Genomic DNA, 22,880 nt, shown 5'->3' on the forward strand with positions numbered 1-22,880 from the left:
CCGTCGATAAATAGGGGAATCGCATAATGCTCCATCTCTTTCTGCCATTGGTCAGCCCGCTGATCCTGCTTGCGGCGGCGTTCCATGCCAGCCGTCATCCGGGGTTCCGCCCGGGGCGTGTGCCGCAGTTTGCGGCGTGGGCGGGGCTCTCTGCTTTTGGCGTCTCGGCCGCCGCCGCGGCGCTGCTGGTGATATACGGCCCAGGTACTTCGCCCCTGATAGGGGCGCTGGGCGTGGGGCTTTCGGTGCGGCTTGATGCGGTGAGCGCTGCCATGCTGGTGCTGGTGAGCTTCATCGGCTGGATAGTCTTGCGTTATTCGGCCACCTGCATGGATGGCGAGGCGCGGCAGGGGGCCTTCACGGCCTGGATGACAGCTACGCTGGCGGCCGTGCTCCTGCTGGTGACCGCGGGCAACCTGATCCAGCTGCTAGGCGCTTGGGTGGCCACCAGCTTGGCGCTGAACCGGCTTCTGCTGTTTTACCCGGAGCGCCCCACCGCCCGGCGGGCGGCGCGCAAGAAGGCCGTGGTATCGCGCCTTGCCGAAGTGGCGCTGGGCGCCGCCGTTGCGGTGCTGATCGCGCTGCATGGCACCACCGACATCGCCACCATCCTCGCTGCTGCGGAGCCCGGCGCGCTCACCATCGCGGCGGCGCTTCTGCTGGCGCTGGCGGCGGTGGTTGCCTCGGCGCAGTTCCCGGTGCATGGCTGGCTGACCGAGGTGATGGAGGCGCCGACGCCGGTCTCCGCCCTGCTGCATGCGGGCGTGATCAACGCGGGCGGCTTCCTCCTGATCCGCTTTGCCGACGTGATGCTGGCGGCGCCCGGAGTGATGGCGTTGCTGGTGATGCTGGGCGGCTTCACCGCGCTGTTCGGCGGCCTGGTGATGCTGACCCAGCCCGCGGTCAAAACCTCGCTCGCCTGGTCCACCATTGCGCAGATGGCTTTCATGGTGATGCAATGCGGCCTCGCGCTGTTCCCGCTGGCGCTGCTGCACATCGTGGCGCATTCGCTCTACAAGGCGCATGCCTTCCTGAGCGCTGGTGAAGCGGTGCGCAATGTCGCAGCGATCCGCCGCCCAGGCCCCGTCGCGGTGCCGAGCGCGCGCAACGTGCTGCAGGCCTTTGGCGCCGCCATCGCGATCTACGTGCTGATCGGGGCGCTGTTCGGCTTTGACGGCAAGTCGGTGCAAGCAATCGCGTTGGGCGTGATCCTGATCTTCGGGGTGGCCTACCTGCTGGCGCAGGGTTTTGCCGACGCCGCCCCCGGCGCGCTGACCCGGCGCACGGTGCTTTGCGCGTGCGCTGCCTCGGTCAGCTACTTCCTGCTGCAGATGGCGGCGCAGTTCCTGACCGCCGGCACCCTGCCGCCCGCGCCGGCTCCGGGGCCGCTGGAATGGGCGCTGATCGTGCTCGCGCTGCTGAGCTTCGGCGTCACTGCCGTCGCGCAGGCCACCTTCCCGCTCTGGGCCACGCATCCGGCCGCCGCCGGCCTCCGGGTGCACCTGTCCAACGGACTTTACGCTAACGCGGTCTTCGACAAGCTGCTGGGCGGCCGGGCGAAGCAAGAAACTGCCTGAAGGGAGCTCCAACATGTTCATGAAGCTTGAAACCTATCCCGCCGCGCTCCTGGAGCTGGTGTCCGAGGCGAACAGCGCCGCCAAGGCAATCCCGCCGCTGTTTCCGCTTTCGGCCAGTGTCGCGGTGAACCCCTTCCTGGGCCAGACCGGCGAGCCGCTGGCGGTGACCGCCGCCCGGCTGGCGCGGGTGGCGGGCGGCCGGATCACGCCGGAGCGCCAGCATTGGGCCGCGAAACTGGCGGCCGGAGAGATTCTGGACGAAGACTTGCGCGCAGCGCTTTCCGGGATGGACGGCCCTTTTTACAGGCCCAGCCTGGAGGACGTCAAAGCCGCTCTCGGCAGTGAGGGGGATGCACCCCAGGCGCTGCCCACGGTGGCTGAGCTGGCCGCCGATGTCTCCGGTATCGATTGGCCGGGGCTGATCGAGGAGCGCATCGGTCATTGGGCGGCGAGCCATTTCGACCAGGGCCAGGCGCTCTGGCAGCCCGGCCGGGCGGGCGGCGCCTACACCGCGTGGCGCGAGTACGCAATGCGCGACCTGACGCCGGAAATCCACGGGCTGACCGGCTTTGCGGCCTTTGTTGCGGACACCAACCGCTCGCACTGGCGGGTGATCGGCCGCGCGAGCGAGGCGCTGGGCGTGAGCTCAGCCGCCGCCGGCACGCTGTTCCACCGCTGGCTCTGCACCCTGGGCGGCTGGGCGCAATATGCCCGCTACCTCCTGTGGCAGGCCGAGCTGGAAGGCGGCAGCGACAACACGGTGACCGAGCTTCTGGCGATCCGCATGGTTTTTGAAGAGGCGGTGTTTGCACTCTACCGCGAGCAGATCGCGGAGCGCTGGCAAGAGGTCGTCGAGGCGCATGAGGCGCCGGTGGCCCCTGGCCGCGCGGAGGTGATCGACGCCGTGCTGCAAGAGGCAGCCGAACGGGCCGGGCAGCGCAAGCTTGCGGGCATGCTGGCTGAAGCCGCCCCGCGCAAGCGGGAGGGCCGCCCGCAGGTGCAGGCCGCCTTCTGTATCGACGTGCGCTCCGAGGTGTTCCGCCGGGCGCTGGAGGCGCAGGATGCAGGCATCGAGACCATCGGCTTTGCGGGCTTCTTTGGCCTCGCCAGCGCCCACAAGGCGGCCGGATCCGACGTGACCGAAGCCCGCGGGCCGGTGCTGCTCAACGCCGGTGTCCAGTCCGAGGCCGCCGAGCCCGAGCAAGCAAGCCACGACCGCCGCTATGCGGCGCGGGCCAAGCGGGCATGGGGACGGTTCAAGCTGGCGGCGGTTTCGTCCTTTGCCTTCGTGGAGGCAACCGGCCCGGTCTACGCGGGCAAGCTGCTGCGCGATGCGCTGGCACCGGGCGGCAAGCCCGCGGCCGCGGAGCCCGCGCCGCAGCTCGACCCTGCGATCGGGCTGGAGGCGCGCATAACCATGGCAAAGACCGTGCTGGGGGCGATGTCGCTCACCAAGGACTTCGCGAAGATGGTGATGCTCGTCGGCCATGGCGCCGATGTGACCAACAACCCGCATGAAAGCGCGCTGCATTGCGGCGCCTGCGGCGGCTACGCGGGCGATGTGAACGCGCGGCTGCTGGCGGGGCTGCTGAACGACGCCAAGGTGCGCGAAGGGCTGCGCGAACATGGGATCGAGATCCCCTCGGACACCGTGTTCCTGCCCGCGATGCACCACACCACCACCGACCGCGTCACGCTCTACGAGCAGGACCTGCCGAACGGACCGTGGAAGGACGCCGTCGCACGGCTGCAGTCCTGGCTGGAGGCCGCGGGCCGGCTGGCCCGGGCCGAGCGGGCGGGCCGTCTGCCGCGCGCGGGCGGCGAGGCGGACGTGCTGCGCCGCGCCCAGGACTGGGCCGAGCTGCGGCCCGAATGGGGTCTCGCGGGCTGCCGTGCCTTCATCGCCGCGCCGCGCCACCGCACCGAGGGCACTGCGCTGGCCGGGCAGTCCTTCCTGCACAGCTATGACTGGCAGAGCGACGAGGGCTTCGGCGTGCTGGAGCTGATCCTCACCGCGCCGGTGGTGGTCGCGAGCTGGATCAGCCTGCAATACTACGGTTCCACCGTGGCACCGGAGCTGTTTGGTGGCGGCAACAAGCTGCTGCACAATGTGGCGGGAGGTATCGGCGTCCTCGAAGGCAACGGCGGCGCGCTGCGGTCCGGGCTGCCGTGGCAGTCAGTGCATGACGGCAGCGGGCTGCAGCATGACCCTGTGCGCCTGACGGTGGCGATCGAGGCCCCGCGTGAGGCGATGAGCGAAATCTTTGGCCGCCATCCGCAGGTGAAGGCGCTGTTCGACAACCGCTGGCTGCACCTCTTTGCCATGGATGACGCGGGCCAGCTGGCCTGGCGCTACGAGGGTGATCTGGCTTGGAGCCCGGCAGGGAACCGGGAGGCGGAGACTGCGCTCGCCGCCGAGTAGGGCGCTCACCAAACGGCACTCACCGGGCTCTTGCGGTCGTGCAGGCGCCCGGCTTTCTTCGCGGGCGGGGCCCGCGCCCGCGTGCCCCCCCGGCGCGGGACAAGGCCGAAAGCCGCCGGTGGTGGGCACTGCCGCAGGAGTGGTGCGGCTTGACGCTGGTTCAGAGGCGTTCCGCGCCAGTCCCTTCCGGGCAAACCTCTGGCGTCACGGCGTTTGGTGGTACAGTTTGCAGCGCGGGCGGTACGGCGCTGCCCGCGGAACTGCGAGGGGTAAAGTCTTGAAACGGATACTGCTGATCCACACCGGCGGCACCATCGGCATGGCCGAAACACCGGATGGGTTCGCGCCGCGCCAGGGCGTGGTGGAGGCTGCGGTGCAGGAGCTCACGGCGAAGGCCACGGTGGCGGCCGGGATCCGCATCGAAACGCTGGAACCGCTCATCGACAGCGCCGAAGCGACGCCCGCTGACTGGAACCGCATCGCAGAGACGATCTTCGCCGCGCGGGAGTGCTGCGACGGCTTTGCCGTGACCCATGGCACCGACACGCTGGCCTATACCGCCGCGGCGCTCTGCCTCGCGCTGGAAGGGCTGGAAAAGCCGGTGATCGTGACCGGCGCGATGCTGCCGCTGACGGTTGCGGGCAGCGACGGGAGCCGCAACCTTGCCGACGCGCTGAACGCCGCCGCCAGCACCGCGCCGGGTGTCTGGGTGCAGTTTGCGGGCAAGCTGCTGCACGGCGCGCGGGTGCGGAAGTCGCATTCCAGCGCACTCGATTCCTTTGCCGCGAATACCAGTGCCGTCGCGCCGCTGATTCCGGCGGATCAGCCCGGACTGCGGCGCACCGCGGGGGACCGGGTGGGCGTCTTCTCGGTCACGCCGGGGCTTTGGGCCGGGCTTCTGGACCACGCCGCCGCGCATTGCGCCGGGCTGGTGCTGCGCTGCTATGGCTCGGGCACCGCACCGGACCTGCCGGAGCTGCGCGCCGCGCTGGAGGCCGCCCGCGCGCGGCAGGTGCCGGTGATCGCGGTCAGCCAATGCCCCGAGGGCGGCATGCGGCTCGGCACCTATGCGGCGGGCAAGGTGCTGCGCGACAGCGGCGTGATCGACGGCCGCGATATCACTCCCGAGATGGCTTATGTGAAGATGCATTTCGCGCTCGCCCGCGCGGCGGAGTTCGAGGCGCGGCGGCAGTATCTGCAAACCTGCCTCTGCGGCGAGCTGACCGCGGCGCCCTAGCTCAGGGGCGCTTCGATCAGGCTGGAGCGGTCCCGCAGGCCGGCAGCCAGCGTGCTGCGGATCTCCTCGGGGATTTGCGGATCCTCGGGCCGGAGCAGCGCGCACATCCGCATCGACTTGCGCAGGTCGGCAGTCTTGCCAAGGTACTGGAACACGATCTGCGTCGCGGCAGGCGGCCGCGGCGCGCGGGCCGCTACGCCCGAGACCACGCCCGTCAGGAAGCGGATGCGGTTGTTGTAGCTGGGATAGAGGATGATCTGCATCACCTCGTTGCGGGTCAGCATCTCCATCACCGTCATGAAAATCCGGTCGCCCAGCATGAAGCAGGCGCCTTCGTACTTGCAAGTGAATTTGCGCGCCCCAGGAAAGCCCACGCTCTCCACGCTTTTCACGTTGATCCCATGCGGCGTGCGGTAGAGCCGGGTCAGCGAGCGCAGGATCAGCCCCGGGTGCGACATCGAGTTGTAGTAGGTGAAATAATAGCCCGTGTAGTGATCAAGCGGCGCGCGCGAGCCCTGGCGCAGGTCGCCGGCGATGGCCGCGACCAGATCGGTTTCCGCCCGCACCCCGGACTCGCTCGGTTTCAGCCGCACCACCTCGGCAAACTGGCCGTGCGGCAGCAGGAGCTCGCTTTCCTCCACCCCGAAGAAATCGCACAGCCGCCGCATCAGCCTGAGCGACGGGAAGCTGGTGCCGTTGAGGTAGCGGTTGAATTGCGAGCGGTTGACGCCGAGCCGCCGGCACACCTCGGCGACGGACTTGTGGTAGCTGCACAGCAGGCGCAGGTTTTGGGGCAGGTCGCGCGACATCTGAACGGAACTTTCGCTAGTTGATGCGGTTTTTGTTACAAGCCGCTCATTCCGGCCGCAAGTTTGTGAATTCAGAATTCCGGCCGCCCTGCCTAGGTTGCGCCGAACTGGCGGGGAGGCGTTTCCCGCCGCAGAAGGAGTCATCTTATGGAGTTTGTCGAAGGAATTTTCGGCTTGATCGGCGACCTGACCTGGGGCTGGTCGCTGATCCCGATCCTGGTCATTTTCGGCGTTTTCATCACCCTGGCCACCGGCTTTGTGCAGTTCCAGTTCTTTGGGCGCATGTTCCGCGTGCTGCGCAATGATGCCAACTCGGACGATCCCGGCCAGATTTCCGCGCGCGAGGCGCTGTTATTGTCGGTCGGCGGCCGGGTCGGCGGCGGCAATATCGCGGGCGTGGCTGTGGCCATCACGCTCGGTGGGCCCGGTGCAGTGTTCTGGATGTGGGCAGTTGCACTGGTCGGCATGGCGACCAGCCTGGTCGAATGCTCGCTTGCGCAGCTGTTCAAGCGCCGCGAGGGCGAGAACGATTTCCGCGGCGGGCCCGCCCGCTCGATCATCCACGGGCTCGGGGTCGAGTACAAGTGGCTGGCGGTGATCTATGCCATCTGCCTGATCGCGGCCTTCGGCTTCGGCTTCAACGCCTTCCAGGGCAACACCGTGGCGGGCGCCGTACAGGACAGCCTGGGTGTGGACCGGCTCTACACGGGCGCGCTTCTGGCCCTCGCGGCGGGCATCATCATCTTCGGCGGTATCCACCGCATTGCCAAGGTGGCGGACGTCGTGGTGCCGGTTATGGCGATCGGCTACATCCTGATGGCGCTGGTGGTGATCGTCCTGAACTTCACCGAGCTGCCGGGTGTCCTCCTCTCCATCGTCAGAAACGCCTTTGGCCTTGAGCAGGCCGTCGGCGGCGGCATGGGCGCGGCAATCGCGCAGGGTCTGCGGCGCGGGCTGTTCTCCAACGAGGCCGGGCTCGGCTCGGCTCCCAACGTCGCAGCAACTGCTGACGTGCGCCACCCGGTAAGCCAGGGCATAACCCAGGCATTTTCGGTATTCATCGACACCATCCTGATCTGCTCCTGCACCGCTTTCGTGATCCTTCTGGGCGACGTCTACCAGCCGGGCGCCGAAGGCATTGATGGCGTGGCGCTGACGCAGCAGTCGATGGTCCATCACCTGGGCGACTGGGCACAGTACTTCCTGACCGGGGCGATCCTGCTGTTTGCCTTCTCCTCGATCACCTACAATTACTACCTGGGTGAGAATGCGCTGACCGTGCTGACGCCGCACCCGATGTCGCTGACCCTGTTCCGGCTGGCGATCATAGGCATCGTCTTTTTGGGTGCGACCGCGCCGGGCGCCACGGCGGTGTTCTTCTTCTCGGATCCGATGATGGGCATTCTGGCACTGGTGAACCTGCTGGCAATCATGATGCTCTTCCCGGTCGCGATGCGTCTGCTGCGCGATTTCCGGGCGCAGCTGAAGGCGGGCGTGGCACGCCCGGTGCTGGATCCGGACAACTATGCCGACCTGGACATCGACCGCACCGCGTGGAAGCCGGTGGCGCAGCAGCGCGAAAAGGCCGCGTAAGCGCTGATGGGGGAATGCGGCGCGCCGCTATGGCGGCGCGCCACTGGCAGTCCCCGGCTCAGACCGGCGGCTTGCCGGGCGGCGCAAAGGGCTGAGCCCCGCGCGGCCACCCAAAATGCCGGGGGCGTCCCGCAGAGTTTCGCCCCCGGCAGGGCCCCCATGCGGACCTGCCAGCGCCGCGCCGGGATTGATCTCAATACCGTTTCCCATGGCCTGGAATTGCATCGCGCGGAACTCCGCAGCCCGGCCGGGACCATCCAGTCCGTCGGTGCGTGTGAGCTTGCCTGCAGTGCATCTGCGGCATCTGTATCTTTCCGGCCTTTTACTTGGATATGAATGCGCCAGTGAACGGCGCGCGGGCAAGGGCAGCCATAGCTGCCCCCGCCCCGGCGCTAGCTTGCCGCGGCCAGCTTGTCTTCCAGCGCTTCGGCGCAGCGTTTCAGCTCGCGGTCCAGCTGCTGCTGCAGGGCCGGAGCAGCGGCCAGCTGCTCGCGCTGGCCCGCAGCTTCCAGTTGTTCGGCGAGGGCAGCGACACCGGAGGCGCTCACCACCTTGGCAGAGCCCTTCAGCGTGTGGGCCGCGCGGCGCAGTTCCGCGGCGTCGCCCGCAGTGCGCGCCGCCTCGATAGCTTCGGCCAGCCCGGGGGCCTGGGACAGGAACAGCTCCGCCATCTCGCGCAGGAGCGCTTCGTCGCCCAGCCGCCCCAGAGCATCCTGCCAGTCCACCGGCGCGGGCTCCTGATCCGCACCCTGCGCCGTTACTGCAGCGGAAGGGCCGCGGTCCTCTCTGCCGCCGGCCAGCAGCGCGAGCCCGCCGCGCCCAGCTTGGGCCGGGGCTTCGGCGACCGCCTGCAGCAGGTCTTCGCCGCGGAACGGTTTGCCCAGAAAACCATTCATCCCGGCGGCGGCGCAGCGGGCGCGGTCTGCCGGGGTGACGCTGGCGGTGCAGGCGATGATCGGCACTGGAGGGCGGCCGTCCGCCTGTTCGCGGGCGCGGATTTCCCGGGCGGCGGCGACGCCGTCCAGCACTGGCATATGCATATCCATCAGCACCACGTCATAGCGGGACCGCGCCGCCATGTCCGCCGCCGCGCGGCCGTTCTCCGCGAGGTCGACCCGGTGGCCCTGACGGCTGAGCAGGTCCATCGCCACCCGCTGGTTCACCACGCCGTCCTCGGCCAGAAGGATGTGCAGCGGCGGCGGTCCTGCGTCCGCGCCTGCTTTTGGACCGGCGGGGATGCCCGGCTTGACGGGCACTTCGCCGGGCCCGGCCACGGCCAGGATGGCATTGAGCAGGTCCGATTGCTTCACCGGCTTTACCAAGAGGCGGTGGACGTCCAAGCTATGCAGCCGCTTATCGCCGTCCGGATAGCCTGCCGAAGACATCATCAGGATGCGCATGTTCTTCAATTCCGCTCGGCTTCGGATCTGCTCGGCCAGCATCAGCCCGTCGGTTTCCGGCATCATCAGGTCGAGCAATGCCAGCCGCGGCGCGGCATCCTCCGCAGCCAGTGCATCGAGCCGCTCAAGTGCGCCCGCGGCATCCTCGCTCAGCACCACCTTCATGCCCCAGCTTTCCAGCACCTCGGCCAGGATGCGGCGGTTGGTGGCGTTGTCGTCGGTCACCAGCACCGCCATACCCTCCAGCTCCCGTGGCACGGCGGCCCGCGGCAGCTCATCTTCGCTGGCGCGGCCCAGCTGAACCGCAAATGAAAACACGCTGCCCTGGCCGGGAGCGCTCCGCAGCCGCATTCCCCCGCCCATCTTGCGCGCCAGCCGGGCGGAGATAGCCAGTCCCAGCCCGGTGCCGCCATAGCGCCGGGTGGTGGAGGCGTCGGCCTGGCCAAAGGCCTCGAAAATGCGCTCCTGCTGTCCGGCCGGGATGCCGATGCCGGTATCGCGCACCTCAAATTCCAGTGTCACATGATCTTCGTTCTGACCGGTCAGGCGGGTGTCGACGATGACTTCGCCGGTCTCGGTGAACTTAATGGCATTGCCGACCAGATTGACAATGATCTGCCGCAGCCTGGTCGGGTCCCCCATCAGCCGGTCGGGCACCTCGGGCGGGATGTGATGCGCCAGCTCCAGCCCCTTTTCGGCGGCCCGCATCGCGAGCGTGTGGAGTGTATCGCCGAGAAGGTCCCGCAAGCGGAAGGGGACGGTTTCAAGCTCCAGCCGCCCCGCCTCGATTTTGGAGAAGTCGAGGATGTCGTTGATCAGCGCCAGCAGCGTGTCGCCCGCCTGCATGATGATCTGCGCATATTCGCGCTGCTGCGGCGTGAGGTCGGTGCCGCAGAGCAGCTCAGCCATGCCGATCACCCCGTTCAGCGGTGTGCGGATCTCGTGGCTCATGTTGGCGAGGAACTGGCTCTTGGCGGTGCTCGCCTGCAGCGCCGCATCGCGGGCCTTTTTAAGCTCCGCATGAGAGCGGCGCAGCTCCTCAGTGCGCTCGTTCAGTTCGGCGGTGCGGCCGGCCACCATCTCTTCCAGCCGTGTGCGGTGCTTTTGCAGCTCGGTGATGTCGGTATAGGCGCAAACGGTGCCGCCGTCGCGGGTCTTGTGTTCGCTGATCATAATCCAGCGCCCGTCCGTCGTCTCCGCTGTTATCGGCTTGCCCGGATTGCGGTGAATGGCCAGGCGGGACTCCAGGAACTCGTCGTCGCTCATTTCCGCCGGCCGGAGGAGACCGCCGCCAGCCCGAAGCGCTGACGATATCACTTCGTGGAACGTCATCTCCGGTTCCAGTTTTTCCCCCGGCGGGTAGAATTTTTGCTGGAAGACCGAATTGAACAGGACCAGCCGGTCGTCGGCGTCGTAGAGCACAAAGCCCTCCTCCACCGCCTCGATCGCGTCGGTGAGCTGGGCGCTGGCGTATTCGGCCTTGGCACGGGCCTCGCGAGCGTCGCTTTCGGCGCGCTGGCGGGCCACCACGATGCCCAGCTGCACGCCGATCTGCGCCATCATGTCCATCAGCGCGGGGTCTTTCTCCTCCACCTGGTCCGAGAAGAACTCCAGCACCGCCACCACTTGGCCATCATGGGTAACCGGGAAACCCGCGGCGGTACGGACGCCGATATCGGTACCCTGCTGCGCGCGCGGGAAGTTGGCATCGCGGGTGACATCTTCAATCCAGGCGAGCTGCCCGCTTTCGTAGACCCGCCCGGGCAGGCCGGTGCCGGGTGCAAAACGTGCGGTTGCGGTGACCCGGCGCAGGGCGGCGAAGGCGTCCGGCTCCGGCAACTGCCAGATGCCGGAAGGGACCAGCTCACCGGAGGCGGCATCGAAGAGGTAGACATGCCCGGCCGGCCAGCCGGTGTGGCGGCAGATCTCGGTCAGCGCGGCTTGCAAGGCTTCTTCCTGCCCCGCGGCCTCGTTGGCGGCGCGGGTGATCGCCTGGTTGCACCGCAGCAGGGACGCCTGTTCGCGCAGCGCGGCCTCAGCGCGGCTGCGCTCGGCGATCTGGCGGCTGAGCGAGGTGAGGAAGGCCGCAAGCAGCGCGGTCACCGTCAGCCCGCCCGCCAGCGCGACGGTAGCTCCCGACAGCCATTGCCCGGGCGGTGCGGTCCGGGCCGGCAGGGCAATCAGGGTCAGGCCGCGGCCACGGAAGCGGATGCTGGCCCGGTGGCTGACAGGTGCCGCTGCCAGAAGCGCCTCGGCATCCAGCGCGTCCTCCGTAGCCGCAGGGCCCGGCGCCACGCCGGCCATGTATGCGCCGCTGGTGCCGTCGAACAGGTGCAGCGCGATACCGTCCCGGGGAAACTGCTGCTGCACGGCAGCCAGGATCCCGCTTATCTGCAAAACCACCGCAACTACGCCCTGCGGCTCCGCCTCGACCTGGCCCTCGCGGCCAAAGTGGAGCCCCACGACCGCGATGCGCGCCTGCCCCGCTGCCAGCCCTGGCAGCGAGAGCGGGGCGGTGGCAGCAGTGCCGCGGCTCGCGCGGGCGGAGGCAATTGCCGCCATCACCACCGGCTCCGCAGCAAGGTCATAGCCCAGAGTTCCGGTGACACTGCCCTCGGCGGACTGGGCAAAGAAAACCGGATAGTGGAGTGGCCGCGGCTCCACCTCCCGGCGGCTGCCTTCTGGCGCGGTCTCAAAGATGGCGAAGGCCTCACCAAGTTGAGCGGTGCCGAGGTTTTCCCAGAAGCCCAGCAGGTTATTTTGCACCGCAGGGGCATAAAGTGCGAGATCGATGTTCGGCTGGCTCTCCAGGAACGGGCGGGAGAAGGTGGCGAACTCGCGCCGCTCGACGGAGCGCGAACTGGCGAAGAAACCATGCAGCGCATCCAGCGCCGAGGCGCCCTGCAACAGCTGCCGTTCAACTGCTTCGACCTGGCGCGCAGCCATACGGGCAAATTCCGCCGCCCTCGTTTCGCGGGCTTCCTTCAGCAGTGCCAGCCACACCACCAGGGTCAGCGCCAGGCTGAGGAGCGCAACTGTGCCGATCACCCAGCCCCGGCCGCGCAGCAGGATGCGTTCTGCCAGCGCGGTCCGGGCCGGTGCGGCGGTATGGGGCGCCTTTTGCATCCGGCCGGCCTTTCCATTACCGCGTCATGCGTATGCGCGATATCCCCCCGCTCCTGTCCGGCTTGCCGGACTCACGGGAACAACCCGCGCAGGAGCTTCGCGTCGGTCACCCGCTGCACCCCTTCCACCAGCGCCGCGGTCCGCATATCGAGCCCGCCGCGCGCCGCCCGTGCCACCGTGCGTTCAAAGGCATTGAGCATGATCTCCCGCAGGCGGCGGTTGATTTCCTCCAGCTTCCAGGTGAGGTTCTGGGTGCCCTGCACCCACTCGAAATACGATACGGTGACACCGCCGGCGTTTCCCAGAATATCAGGCAGGATCGTGACGCCTCGTTCATTGAGGATCTCATCCGCCTCCAGAGAGGTCGGCCCATTGGCACCCTCGGCCAGGATCCGGCACTGCACGCGGTCGGCATTGGCGGCGGTCACCTGGTTCTGCAGCGCGGCCAAGGCTAGCACGTCGCATTTGGTCTCCAGCAGTTCGGCATTGGTGATCGCCTCGCCGCCCGCAAAGCCCTTGAGCACCCGGTTTTCCGCCACATGCTGCATCAGCGCGGCGACCGGCAGCCCCTTGGGATTGTAGAGCCCGGTGGAAACGTCGCTCACAGCGATGACCCGGGCGCCGGCGTCCTCCAGGAACTTTGCGGTGAAGCTGCCGACATTGCCGAAGCCCTGCACCACGGCGCTGGCGCCTTGCAGATCGAGGCCGGTGTGTTTTGCCGCCGCCTCGATCATGTAGACTAGGCCGCGCCCGGTGGCCTCGCGGCGGCCAAGCGAGCCGCCCAGCACCACCGGCTTGCCGGTGACCACCGTGGGCACGGTGTAGCCCACCTGCTGGCTGTAGGTGTCCATCATCCAGGCCATCACCTGCTCGTTGGTGCCCATGTCCGGGGCGGGGATGTCCTTGTCCGGGCCGATGATGTCGATGATCTCGGTGGTGTAGCGCCGGGTCAGCCGCTGCAGCTCGTGGCGGGAGAGGCCGGTCGGGTCGACGCGGACGCCGCCCTTGGCGCCGCCGAAGGGCAGCTGCATCAGTGCGCATTTCCAGGTCATCCAGGTGGCCAGCGCCGCCACTTCGCCCAAGTCCACGTCTTCGTGGTAGCGCACCCCGCCCTTGGTCGGCCCCATCGTCAGCACATGCTGCACCCGGTAGCCGAAGACGGTTTCCACCTGGGTGCGGTCGTCGCGGAAGAAGGGGAAAGAAACCACCTGCGTGCGCTGCGGAAACAAAAGCCGCTGGCGGATGTTGTCGTCGAGCTCCATGATTTGCGCCGCCTTCAGGAACTGCTGCTGTGCGAGCCGGAACATTGGCGAGTCCCACTCCGCGGTGCGCGCCCGGGCACGCGCCAGCGTGTAACGGATGGCCCGGTCCAGCGAGACCGCGTTGAGATCGGATTTCACCAGGTAGTCGCTGGCGCCTGCCTCCACCGCGCTGGCGGCGAGCTTGAGATCATCGACCGCGGTCAGCACCACCACGGGCGTCTCGGGTGCCGCGGCCCGGACCCGGAACAGGGTTTCCAGATCGCGGCTGTCGGGCAGCACCAAGTCGAGAAGCACCAGGTCCACCCCGCCCGCGCTGAGGCACGAGAGTCCCTCCGCCAGGGTCGCTGCGGTCTCCAGCGCGCAATTCAGTTGCGGCGCGCCTTCGATCAGGCGTTCAACAAGCTTTGCGTGCAGCGGGTTGTCCTCGACCAGGAGGAGACGGACAGGCGGGCCGGCCATGCTGTGTCCTTTCAGCAGTGAAAACGGCGGCAAACGGCTGTTCTATGCTGATACAGAACACCGCCGCAGTCACCTTTTCGGGCTTCTGATCGCCAAGATGTGATCGCAGAACACGCGCGCCGCGGCTGGCGGGAGCGCTAGGTCCGGGCGAACGGAAGGCAAGCAAATCGCGGCAGAATCGGAAAAATAAAACCGGGAATTGGGCCTTCGCGATTCTCACAGTTCATGCCGACTTTGTGATATCCTGTTTCTTGCGCGTGCGTGGCGGTTGAAGCGGGACGCTGCGTCTCACACGCCATTAGCGGCCGTCCGGTGCTGTTCCCCTGCGGTTCCGGAAACGGCGCATTGAAGACCTGTGTGATTAATTAGTGAAACGGGGGAATCGATGTCCGGTACTTTTCATGCGGCCAGGCGGCCGGCCGATGGCTCTTGGTCCAATCCGGAAAATCCCGACTGGGGGGCAGCAGGAACAGCCCTGCTGCAACTGGCACCGTCCGAATTGGGCCCGAATGGCGAGATGTCCGGCGGAGACAGGCCGAACCCGCGGGAGATTTCCAATATGATCGCGGTGCAGACGGGCGGGCCCGGCAATGCAGCGGGCCTGTCCGACTTCCTGTGGATCTGGGGGCAGTTCCTCGATCACGACCTGTCGCTGACCGAGGCCGGGCACAGCGTAACCGCCAATATTCCGGTGCCCGCCGGAGATCCTTACTTCGATCCCAATGGCAGCGGCGATGCAGTGATCCCTTTCTCCCGGGTGGACCAGGAGAACGGCGCCTATGTCAATCAGATCACCGGCTACATCGATGCCTCGATGATCTATGGCTCGGACGCCGCGGCGCTGGAGGCCATGCGGGGCGAGGGCGGCAAAATGAAGATGACCGCGGGGGGGTATCTCTACTTGGAAGACGGCGCCCTGCTGACCGGCGATGTCCGGGCGGCAGAGAACACGGCACTGTCCTCGATGCACACGATCTTCACCCGCGAGCACAACCGCCAGGTGGACCTGCTGGCCGAACGCATGCCGCACCTTTCGGAAGAGGCGCTGTTCGACGCCGCGCGGGTGCGGGTGGAGGCGGTCATCCAGGCGATTACCTACAGGGAGTTCCTGCCGCTGCTGATTGGCGAGGACGCGCTGCCGGAGTACCGGGGCTTTGATGCCGCGGTGAACCCGGGCATCTCAGCGGAATTCTCTACCGTGGTGTTCCGGCTGGGTCATACGCTCCTGTCCGCGAACCTGCAGCGAACCGCCGAAGACGGCACCGCGCTGGAACCGCTGGCGCTGCGCGATGCCTTCTTCCAGCCGCATCTGCTGACCGAAAAGCACATGATCGACGACGTTATACGCGGTGCTGCGGGGCAGCAGTCGCAGGCCATCGACACGCAGGTGGTGGAGGATGTGCGCTCCTTCCTGTTTGGCCCGCCAGGGGCGGGGGGCTTAGATCTCGCGGCGTTGAATATCCAGCGCGGCCGGGATCTGGGGATGGCCAGCTACAACAACCTGCGCGAAGCGATGGGGCTCACGCGGGCGGCGCACTTCTCCGACATCACCTCCGACCTCGATCTGGCGGCGCGTCTGGAGGCGCTTTACGGCGACACTGATCTTGTCGACGCTTGGATCGGCGGCCTCGCCGAGGATCCTGTGGGCAGCGGACTCCTGGGAGAGACCTTCACCGCGGTGATGGTCGATCAGTTCACCCGGCTGCGCGACGGCGACCCCTTCTGGAGCGCCAGCAGCAGTAATCTGACAGCGGCGGAACGGACGGCGCTGTGGGAGACCCGGCTGTCCGATGTCCTGCTTGCCAACACCGGGATCGAGGCGATCCAGAAGGACGTGTTCGCCGCGATGAACCGGATTGGCGGCAGCGAACTTCAGGACATTCTCAAAGGGACGGGACAGGCAGACTTCATCTTCGGCGGCGACGCAGATGACTTTTTGTATGGCCGGGGCGGCGATGACGACCTGCAGGGCGGCGCCGGTGACGATCTCCTCAAAGGCAGCAACGGCGCCGATTGCCTGGACGGCGGCTGGGGCAACGATCTGCTCCGTGGCGGCCGGGGCGACGACTTCGTCTTTGGCGATGCCGGGCACGATACGCTCTACGGCCTGGGCGGAAACGATGCGCTGAAAGGGGGCAGGGGCAACGACGTGCTGCGCGGCCACCGCGGCAATGATCTGCTGGAGGGCGGCGGGGGAAATGACACTCTGGCCGGCGGGGCCGGAGACAACATTTTGCAGGGGGACGCCGGCTTGGATGTGTTTCTGTTCAAGACCTATGAGCAGGGTGCCAACAGGGTCACGGATTACGAGGCCGGTCATGACCAGATCCGCATCCACAGCCGCGATCCGGGTGGGCTTGAGGTCACTGAAACCAGCGACGGTGTTTCCATCGTCAACGGCGACGGCTGGTCACTGCTGATCGAAGGCACGGGCCTGGCTGAATTGGATATGCAGGGGGCGAGCCTGTTCTGGTAGGACCTTACCTCGCCGGCCGCACCGCGTCCGGGTGCGCCGCGGCAAAGGCCGGGTGCTGCGCGCAGGCGGCCTCCACTGCAAGCACCCGGTGCAGGCCAGAGAGATCCGTCTGCCAGCGCCGCGCGTTGTAGAGCTGCGGCATCAAACAGATGTCGGCCAGCCCCGGTGATGCCCCGGCGCAGAATGGCGCGGCATCGAACTCCTGCAGCAACGCCTCGAACGCCCTGAGGCCGGGGGTGATGAAGTGCTGCATCCAGGCCATCGGCATGTCCGCTCTGTTGCCACTGATGAGGGTGGCGTGCTTGGCGACCTGCAGGTTGCAGACCGGGTGCACATCCACAGCGATCGAGTGCGCGAGCGCCCGCACCTTGGCCCGCTGGGCGGGGGGTCTGGGCAGCAGGCCGAGGTTTCGGGATTCCTCCAGGTAATCAATGATTGCGAGCGACTGGGTCAGCCGCAGCCCGTCTATCTCCAGAACCGGCACGAACCCTTGCGGGTTGCGGGCCAGATGTTCACGGCTGCGCTGTTCGCCCGCGGCCAGATCCACCGGCACCGCGCGGTAAGCGATGCCCGCGAGGTTCAGCGCGATGCGCACCCGGTAGCTGGCCGACGAGCGCCAGTAGTCATAAAGCACTACCTCGCTCATGCCGCATGCCCCCTGCGCCGGGCACCGCAACTCAATTGCGCGCAGCTCAAGCGCTGGCCTCCGCGGGCTTGCGCGCGGCAGCCTGCAGCGCCTGGTTCAGCACACTGCGGGAGCCGATGTGGTTGGCCAGCACCAGCACCAGCCGGGCGTTATAGGCATCGCTTTCGGCTTTGCTCAGACCCTCATGCGCCGCGAGGAGATCGGCGTAGAAGTCGTCTGCGCCTTCGATATTGGGGGTCAGGATCAGGTCGTCCGTGGCAGTCATTGCGCGTGCTCCATACCTGCAGCCCGGCGGATCGCGTGCCGGAACTGATTGTCGTCATAACTGGGGCGGCGGGCAGCGATGTGCTGGTCCGGGCGGATCAGGTAGACGCCGCTTTCGGCTTTGCCCAGATAACGGTCCTTCAGTGCCAGTGTCTTGTCGTCCTTCACCGAAAGCGCCAGCCGGGTGGCCTCGATTCCCGCTTCCTCGATGCGGTCCGGGGCGTCGGCATCGATTGTAAGCAGCACGAACTTGCCTCCCAAGCGATCAAGCAGGAAGCCGTCGCCCAATGGTGCATCGGGGCAGGGGGCGCCGGGGCGGGTGCGTTCGGGCCCGTCCAGCGCGTCCGCCGAATTGAGTGGCGAGCCATCGTGGATCGCCGGCAGCGACAGGCGGCCCGAGTTCACCAGCGGGCGCGCGAATTCATGATGTTCTGACAGGTCCAGCACCGCATCGCGCAGTATCCGGCTCATTTCCGACTTGGGGGTGATGAAATCGGTCGATCGGGTAGAGTTCAGAATGTTCTCGTCCGCCGCCTGGATGCGCTCGGCGTCATAGCTGTCAAGCAGCGCCTCCGGCGCGGTACCGTCGATTACCAGCTTCAGCTTCCAGCACAGGTTGTCGGTGTCCTGAATGCCCGAATTCGCCCCGCGCGCCCCGAAAGGTGAGACCTGATGCGCGGCGTCACCCGCAAAGATCACCCGGCCGTGACGGAACTCCTCCATCCGGCGGCACTGGAAGGTGTAGATCGAGACCCACTCCAGCTCGAACTGCACATCCTCGCCCAGCATCGCCTTCAGCCGCGGGATCACGTTTTCCGGCCGCTTCTCGCGCTCCTTGTCGATGTCCCAGCCCAGCTGCAGGTCGATGCGCCAGACCCCGTCCGGCTGCTTGTGCAGCAGCGCCGACTGGCCGCGGTTGAAGGGCGGGTCGAACCAGAACCAGCGCTCGGCCGGGAACTCGGCCTCCATCACCACGTCGGCAATCAGAAAGTTGTCCTCGAAGACGCGGCCGGCGAAGTCGATGCCCAGCATCTTCCGGGTCGGGGAATGTGCGCCGTCACAGGCGATCAGCCAGTCGGCCTCGATGTTGTAGGCGCCCTCCGGCGTGTCCACCTCCACCGTGACATGCTCCGGGTGGGTGCCGATGGCGGAGACCTTGTTGCGGCCGCGGATCTCCACCGGGGCGCCCTGTTCCTGCAGCTCGCGCAGGCGCTTCACCAGGTAGGCCTCGAAATAGTACTGCTGGAGGTTGATGAAGGCGGGGCGGCGGTGGCCGGTCTCCGGCAGCAGGTCGAACTCATAGACCTTGCGGTGATCGAAAAACACCTTGCCGGTGTGCCACTGCACCCCCTTTTCCACCATCGGCCCGGCGCAGCCCACCCGGTCGAGGATCTCCAGCTGCCGCTTGGCAAAGCAGATCGCGCGGGAGCCGAAGCTGACCTTGTCGTTGTCGTCGAGCACCACGGTCTCGACGCCCTGCGTGGCGAGGTCGATGGCCGCGGCCAGCCCGACCGGCCCGGCCCCCACCACGAACACTTTGTGGCGCACCGGGGCCGGGGCATCCTGATCCGGGCTGCGCTGGTAGGCGTACTGGGGGCGTTCAAAGATCTGGTTCATCGGTTTCCTCCCTCGGGTGGGTGCCATCCGGCACAGCTCCGCCGCGCCCCGGCGCCCGGCCAGTAACTGGCCGGCATCCGGACGGCATGCGGCACGCCGGGAGGGCAGCCAATTGTCCCACGGTTTTGCCGGGCGCGACACGATCTGGATCAAACCACGTCCGGGATGCGGCGCGCGGCCTAGCCCTGCAACGCGTCCCACATCTCCAGATCGCGCTGGGCGGTCCAGATGCGGGGCGTGTCGATGCCGCGGGCTTCGTCATAGGCGCGGGCGACGTTGAAGGGCAGGCAATGCTCGTAGATCGCGTAGTCGGCGAACTTCGGGTCGCATTCCGCACGCACCGCGTCCCAGGCCTCCTTCAGCGAGCCGTTGCGGGCGGCCACCTTCGCGGCCGGGCGGTAGGTGCTCTCGACGAAGTCGCGGGTGTTTTCGATTGCGGTGTTGACCATCTCGCGGCCCACGAGTGCATCGCCGCGGCCCGGGGCAATGGCGTCGACGTCAAATGCCTTGATCGCGTCCAGTGTCTTGCCCCAGTCGCCGAAGTGCCCGTCGCCGCAGTAGCAAGCCGAGTGGTATTCGACGATGTCGCCGGTGAACATCACGTTCTGGTCCGGCACGTGGATCACGATGTCGCCCGCGGTATGGGCGCGGCCGAGGTGCATGAGGTCGACCCGGCGGCTGCCGAGGTAGACGCTCATCCGGTCCGAGAAGGTGGTGGTCGGCCAGGTCAGCCCGGGGATCGATTCATGCCCCTCGAACAGCCGCGGGAATCGCTGGAACTCGCTGTCCCAGTCCTCCTGCCCGCGTTCCGCCACCATGGAGCGGGCCGTGTCCGACATGATGATCTGTTCGGCGCCAAATGCCGAGGCGCCAAGCACGCGGACGGCGTGGTAATGGGTGAGCGCCACATGGGTGATCGGCTTGTCGGTGACCGAGCGGACGCAGTCGATCACCTTCTGCGCCAGCCGCGGGGTCGCTTGCGCCTCGACGATCATCACGCTGTCGTCGCCGATGATCACGCCGGAGTTCGGGTCGCCTTCGGCGGTGAAGGCATAAAGCCCGTCGCCCACCTCGGTGAAGGAGATCTTCTTTTCGCTCATGTCCCCTTGGGACGCGAATGCCTTGGCCATGGGTCTGTCCTTTCAGCGCTGCGCCGGAGGGCGGGTGCAGGAATCTCCGGCGGGGATATTTGGGGCAAGAAGAAGGGCGGGGCCTACTTCCGGAACGGATCGTCAAGCGCGGGCAGCAGGGTGCCGGTGCAGTCACCAAAGCCGATGGAGTAGCCATCGCCCCGGGCCGCGCCCTTCAGGGTCAGCGTGTCGCCATCCTCGACGAAGGACCGGGTTTCGCCGCCGTCCAGTGTCAGCGGCTCCTTGCCGCCCCAGCTGAGTTCCAAGAGCGAGCCGCGGCTGTCCTTCTCGGGCCCGGAGATGGTGCCGGAGCCCAGGAGGTCGCCCGCGTTCATCGGGCAGCCCGAGGTGGCGTGATGCGCAAGCTGCTGGGCGGCGGAGTAGTACATCTCCTTGTAGTTGGTGCGCGCGATGGTGACCGCGTCCTTGCCCTCGGGTGCCAGCGTCACTTCCAGCTCGATATCGTAGAGCATCGGTCCGCAATCCTTCAGGTGGTCCAGGAGTTCCACTTCGCGCTCCGGCGTGTCGCAGCGGAACGGCTCCAGCGCGGCTTTCGTGACAATCCAGGGGCTGATCGAAGTTGCGGTCGCCTTGGCCTGGAAGGGCCCAAGCGGCTGGTATTCCCAGGCCTGGATGTCGCGCGCGGACCAGTCGTTCAGGAGCACGTAGCCGAAGATGTGATCGTCCGCCTCCTGCACGGTGATCGGACCGTTCGAGGGCGTGCCGACGATCGCCCCCATCTCCAGCTCGATGTCGAAGCGGGCGGAGGGCGCCCAGCGGGGCGCATCATCATCCGGGCCCTTCAGCTGCCCCCAGGGGCGGCGCACATCGGTGCCCGACACGACCACCGAAGATGCCCGCCCGTTGTAGCCGATCGGGATGTGCAGCCAGTTCGGCGGCAGCGCGTTCTCCGGTCCGCGGAACATGGTGCCGACGTTCTGAGCGTGGTGGCGGCCCGCGTAGAAGTCGGTGTATTCGCTGACCGCGAAGGGCATGTGCAGATCGGCCTCCGCCATCGGCACCAAGAGCGGCTCCACCTTTTCGCGCTCCGCAGCGCCCGACTCCAAGAGCGCCATCAGCCGCGCGCGCAGCGCGGCCCAGACCGCCGGGCCTTGCTCCATCAGGTCGTTCCAGTAGGGCACATCGAACAGCGGGGCATCCCCTAGCTGGATCAGGCCGCGCTCTTCGGCCGCCTGCATATCGAGGATCATGTCACCGATGGCAACGCCGCAGCGCGGCTCGCCATCGCCGGTGGAAAACACGCCGTAGGGCAGGTTGTTGAGCGGGAACGGGTGGGCCGCGTCATTGGCCGAGGCCACCCAGGATTTCAGAAGCGGCATGTTGCCTCCAGGTATTCGGGGGGCAGGACCCCGTGTTCATCTTTCCGGAAATACTCCGGGGGTGAATGGGCCGCTTGAGGCCCGGAGGGGGCAGCGCCCCCTTTGCCGTCACTTCAATCCGGGCGTGCCGTCGAACTTCTTCTCGATGTCGGCCCAGCAATCAATGTAGTCGTCCTGCAAGGGCGCTTCCGTGGCGGCGAACTCGGTCAGGTGCTGCGGAAAGCGGGTTTCGAACATGAAGGACATTGTGTTGTCGAGCTTCTCGGGTCCCAGCTCGGCGTTCGAAGCACCTTCGAAGGCGTTTTTGTCCGGTCCGTGCGGCAGCATCATGTTGTGGAGCGACATGCCGCCTGGCACGAAGCCCTTGGGTTTGGCGTCATACTGGCCGTAGATGTTGCCCATCAGCTCGGACATGATGTTCTTGTGATACCACGGCGGGCGGAAGGTGTTCTCGGCCACCATCCAGCGCTCGCGGAACAGCACGAAGTCGATGTTCGCGGTGCCCGGCACGCCCGAGGGCGCGGTCAGCACGGTGAAGATCGACGGGTCCGGGTGGTCGAACAGGATCGCCCCGACCGGGCAGTAGGTGCTGAGGTCGTATTTGTAGGGCGCGTAGTTGCCGTGCCAGGCGACCACGTCCAGGGGCGAGTGGCCGATCTTGGTCTCGTGGAACTGGCCGCACCACTTGATGGTCACGGTGGAGGGCGCCTCGCGGTCCTCGAAGGCCGCCACCGGGGCCTTGAAGTCGCGCGGGTTGGCGAGGCAGTTGGCGCCGATCGGCCCGCGGCCGGGCAGTTCGAACTTCTGGCCGTAGTTCTCGCAGACAAAGCCGCGGCAGGGGCCTTCGAGTACCTCGACCCGGTAGACTAGCCCGCGAGGTATAATCGCGATCTCCTGCGGCGCGAGGTCGATGATGCCCAGCTCGGTGGCAAAGCGCAGGCGGCCTTCCTGCGGCACCACCAGCAGTTCGGAATCGGCGGAGAAGAAGTAGCTGTCCACCATCGACTCGGTAACCAGGTAGATGTGGCTCGCCATGCCCACCTGGGTGTTCACGTCGCCCGCGGTGGTCATCGTGCGCATGCCGGTGAGCCAGGTAAGACCCTTGTCCGAATGCGGCACCGGATCCCAGCGGTACTGGCCGAGGCTGGTCACCTCATCCACAACATGCGGGGCCGACTTCCAGTAAGGCAGCTCGATGCGCTCGTAGCGGTGCGAATGCTTGACCGAGGGGCGGATGCGGTAACTCCAGGTGCGCTCCGGCGGGTCGGCGGTGAAGGCGGTGCCCGAAAGCTGCTCGCCGTAGAGGCCGTAGTTGCATTTCTGCGGGCTGTTCATGCCCTGCGGCAGCGCGCCGGGAAGTGCTTCGGTCTCGAAGTCGTTGCCGAAGCCGGGCATGTAGCCCTCGTGCGGGCCCGCCATCGAGGGGGCCTGGATCATCTGCTGCGGATCTGCGGGCCGATTCATGACACGTTCCTCCTGTTGCTGCTTGCGGGGTAATAGTTGTTTTTGTAACCAACAAGAG

Annotated in this window: 14 protein-coding genes; 5 read left to right on the forward strand and 9 right to left on the reverse strand. The window is 67.0% G+C overall.

The genetic code is table 11. From position 1 onward, the window contains the following. Positions 1-26 precede the first annotated feature (26 nt). The 3 genes from ACOHWE_RS16075 (at position 27) to ACOHWE_RS16085 (ending at position 5,236) form a co-directional block, all read left to right on the forward strand. On the forward strand, positions 27-1,577 hold the full coding sequence (locus tag ACOHWE_RS16075; protein WP_420667738.1) for a proton-conducting transporter transmembrane domain-containing protein: 1,551 nt from the start codon (positions 27-29) through the stop codon (positions 1,575-1,577). A gap of 13 nt (positions 1,578-1,590) precedes the next feature. Beyond that, a complete protein-coding gene (locus ACOHWE_RS16080) occupies positions 1,591-3,999 on the forward strand; it encodes a YbcC family protein (protein WP_420667739.1) in 2,409 nt (802 codons plus the stop codon). Between the two features lie 277 nt (positions 4,000-4,276). Then, positions 4,277-5,236: an asparaginase gene (locus ACOHWE_RS16085; RefSeq protein WP_420667740.1), complete on the forward strand. Its 960-nt coding sequence runs from the start codon at positions 4,277-4,279 to the stop codon at positions 5,234-5,236. Here the strand turns inward: ACOHWE_RS16085 and ACOHWE_RS16090 are convergent. After that, positions 5,233-6,045, reverse strand: coding sequence for a helix-turn-helix transcriptional regulator (locus ACOHWE_RS16090; RefSeq protein ID WP_420667741.1), 813 nt, complete (start codon positions 6,043-6,045; stop codon positions 5,233-5,235). The genes ACOHWE_RS16085 and ACOHWE_RS16090 overlap by 4 nt on opposite strands. 147 nt (positions 6,046-6,192) lie before the next feature. On the opposite strand from ACOHWE_RS16090, the gene ACOHWE_RS16095 reads away from it, so the two are divergent. After that, on the forward strand, positions 6,193-7,638 hold the full coding sequence (locus ACOHWE_RS16095) for an alanine/glycine:cation symporter family protein (RefSeq protein ID WP_420667742.1): 1,446 nt from the start codon (positions 6,193-6,195) through the stop codon (positions 7,636-7,638). Positions 7,639-8,030: 392 nt separating this feature from the next. On the opposite strand, the gene ACOHWE_RS16100 is transcribed toward ACOHWE_RS16095, so the two are convergent. Together ACOHWE_RS16100 and ACOHWE_RS16105 are read right to left on the reverse strand one after the other, a co-directional pair. After that, positions 8,031-12,164: a response regulator gene (locus tag ACOHWE_RS16100; protein ID WP_420667743.1), complete on the reverse strand. Its 4,134-nt coding sequence runs from the start codon at positions 12,162-12,164 to the stop codon at positions 8,031-8,033. Positions 12,165-12,235: 71 nt separating this feature from the next. Then, the gene (locus tag ACOHWE_RS16105) at positions 12,236-13,885 is read right to left on the reverse strand and encodes a Glu/Leu/Phe/Val dehydrogenase dimerization domain-containing protein (protein ID WP_420667744.1); all 1,650 of its coding nucleotides are present in this window, start codon (positions 13,883-13,885) and stop codon (positions 12,236-12,238) included. A 385-nt stretch (positions 13,886-14,270) separates the two neighbouring features. Between ACOHWE_RS16105 and ACOHWE_RS16110 the strand changes: the two genes are divergently transcribed. After that, positions 14,271-16,361, forward strand: a complete 2,091-nt coding sequence (locus tag ACOHWE_RS16110) for a peroxidase family protein (protein WP_420667745.1) — start codon at positions 14,271-14,273, stop codon at positions 16,359-16,361. Between the two features lie 4 nt (positions 16,362-16,365). Here the strand turns inward: ACOHWE_RS16110 and maiA are convergent, their stop codons facing one another. From maiA to hmgA, 6 genes are all read right to left on the reverse strand, one after another. Continuing rightward, on the reverse strand, positions 16,366-17,007 hold the full coding sequence (gene maiA / locus ACOHWE_RS16115; protein ID WP_420667746.1) for a maleylacetoacetate isomerase: 642 nt from the start codon (positions 17,005-17,007) through the stop codon (positions 16,366-16,368). A gap of 46 nt (positions 17,008-17,053) precedes the next feature. Further along, positions 17,054-17,272, reverse strand: a complete 219-nt coding sequence (locus ACOHWE_RS16120; RefSeq protein WP_420667747.1) for a DUF2783 domain-containing protein — start codon at positions 17,270-17,272, stop codon at positions 17,054-17,056. Beyond that, positions 17,269-18,888, reverse strand: a complete 1,620-nt coding sequence (locus tag ACOHWE_RS16125) for an FAD-dependent oxidoreductase (RefSeq protein ID WP_420667748.1) — start codon at positions 18,886-18,888, stop codon at positions 17,269-17,271. Before ACOHWE_RS16125 ends, ACOHWE_RS16120 begins: the two co-directional genes overlap by 4 nt. A gap of 179 nt (positions 18,889-19,067) precedes the next feature. Beyond that, the gene (locus ACOHWE_RS16130; RefSeq protein ID WP_420667749.1) at positions 19,068-20,018 is read right to left on the reverse strand and encodes an MBL fold metallo-hydrolase; all 951 of its coding nucleotides are present in this window, start codon (positions 20,016-20,018) and stop codon (positions 19,068-19,070) included. Positions 20,019-20,101: 83 nt separating this feature from the next. Continuing rightward, positions 20,102-21,358, reverse strand: a complete 1,257-nt coding sequence (fahA, locus tag ACOHWE_RS16135) for a fumarylacetoacetase (protein WP_420667750.1) — start codon at positions 21,356-21,358, stop codon at positions 20,102-20,104. Positions 21,359-21,466: 108 nt separating this feature from the next. Next, positions 21,467-22,822 carry a homogentisate 1,2-dioxygenase gene (hmgA, locus tag ACOHWE_RS16140; protein ID WP_420667751.1) on the reverse strand — a complete coding sequence of 452 codons (1,356 nt, stop codon included), beginning with the start codon at positions 22,820-22,822 and terminating at the stop codon, positions 21,467-21,469. Positions 22,823-22,880: the final 58 nt, after the last annotated feature.

It is taken from the genome of Cribrihabitans neustonicus (assembly GCF_048820895.1).
In the GTDB taxonomy this organism is placed as follows: domain Bacteria; phylum Pseudomonadota; class Alphaproteobacteria; order Rhodobacterales; family Rhodobacteraceae; genus Cribrihabitans_A; species Cribrihabitans_A neustonicus.

Coding starts and splice junctions, on each gene's coding strand:
- ACOHWE_RS16075 (WP_420667738.1), top strand. CDS start 27: ATGCTCCATCTCTTTCTGCCATTGGTCAGCCCGCTGATCCTGCTTGCG.
- ACOHWE_RS16080 (WP_420667739.1), top strand. CDS start 1,591: ATGTTCATGAAGCTTGAAACCTATCCCGCCGCGCTCCTGGAGCTGGTG.
- ACOHWE_RS16090 (WP_420667741.1), bottom strand. CDS start 6,045: ATGTCGCGCGACCTGCCCCAAAACCTGCGCCTGCTGTGCAGCTACCAC.
- ACOHWE_RS16095 (WP_420667742.1), top strand. CDS start 6,193: ATGGAGTTTGTCGAAGGAATTTTCGGCTTGATCGGCGACCTGACCTGG.
- ACOHWE_RS16100 (WP_420667743.1), bottom strand. CDS start 12,164: ATGCAAAAGGCGCCCCATACCGCCGCACCGGCCCGGACCGCGCTGGCA.
- ACOHWE_RS16105 (WP_420667744.1), bottom strand. CDS start 13,885: ATGGCCGGCCCGCCTGTCCGTCTCCTCCTGGTCGAGGACAACCCGCTG.
- ACOHWE_RS16110 (WP_420667745.1), top strand. CDS start 14,271: ATGTCCGGTACTTTTCATGCGGCCAGGCGGCCGGCCGATGGCTCTTGG.
- maiA (WP_420667746.1), bottom strand. CDS start 17,007: ATGAGCGAGGTAGTGCTTTATGACTACTGGCGCTCGTCGGCCAGCTAC.
- ACOHWE_RS16120 (WP_420667747.1), bottom strand. CDS start 17,272: ATGACTGCCACGGACGACCTGATCCTGACCCCCAATATCGAAGGCGCA.
- ACOHWE_RS16125 (WP_420667748.1), bottom strand. CDS start 18,888: ATGAACCAGATCTTTGAACGCCCCCAGTACGCCTACCAGCGCAGCCCG.
- ACOHWE_RS16130 (WP_420667749.1), bottom strand. CDS start 20,018: ATGGCCAAGGCATTCGCGTCCCAAGGGGACATGAGCGAAAAGAAGATC.
- fahA (WP_420667750.1), bottom strand. CDS start 21,358: ATGCCGCTTCTGAAATCCTGGGTGGCCTCGGCCAATGACGCGGCCCAC.
- hmgA (WP_420667751.1), bottom strand. CDS start 22,822: ATGAATCGGCCCGCAGATCCGCAGCAGATGATCCAGGCCCCCTCGATG.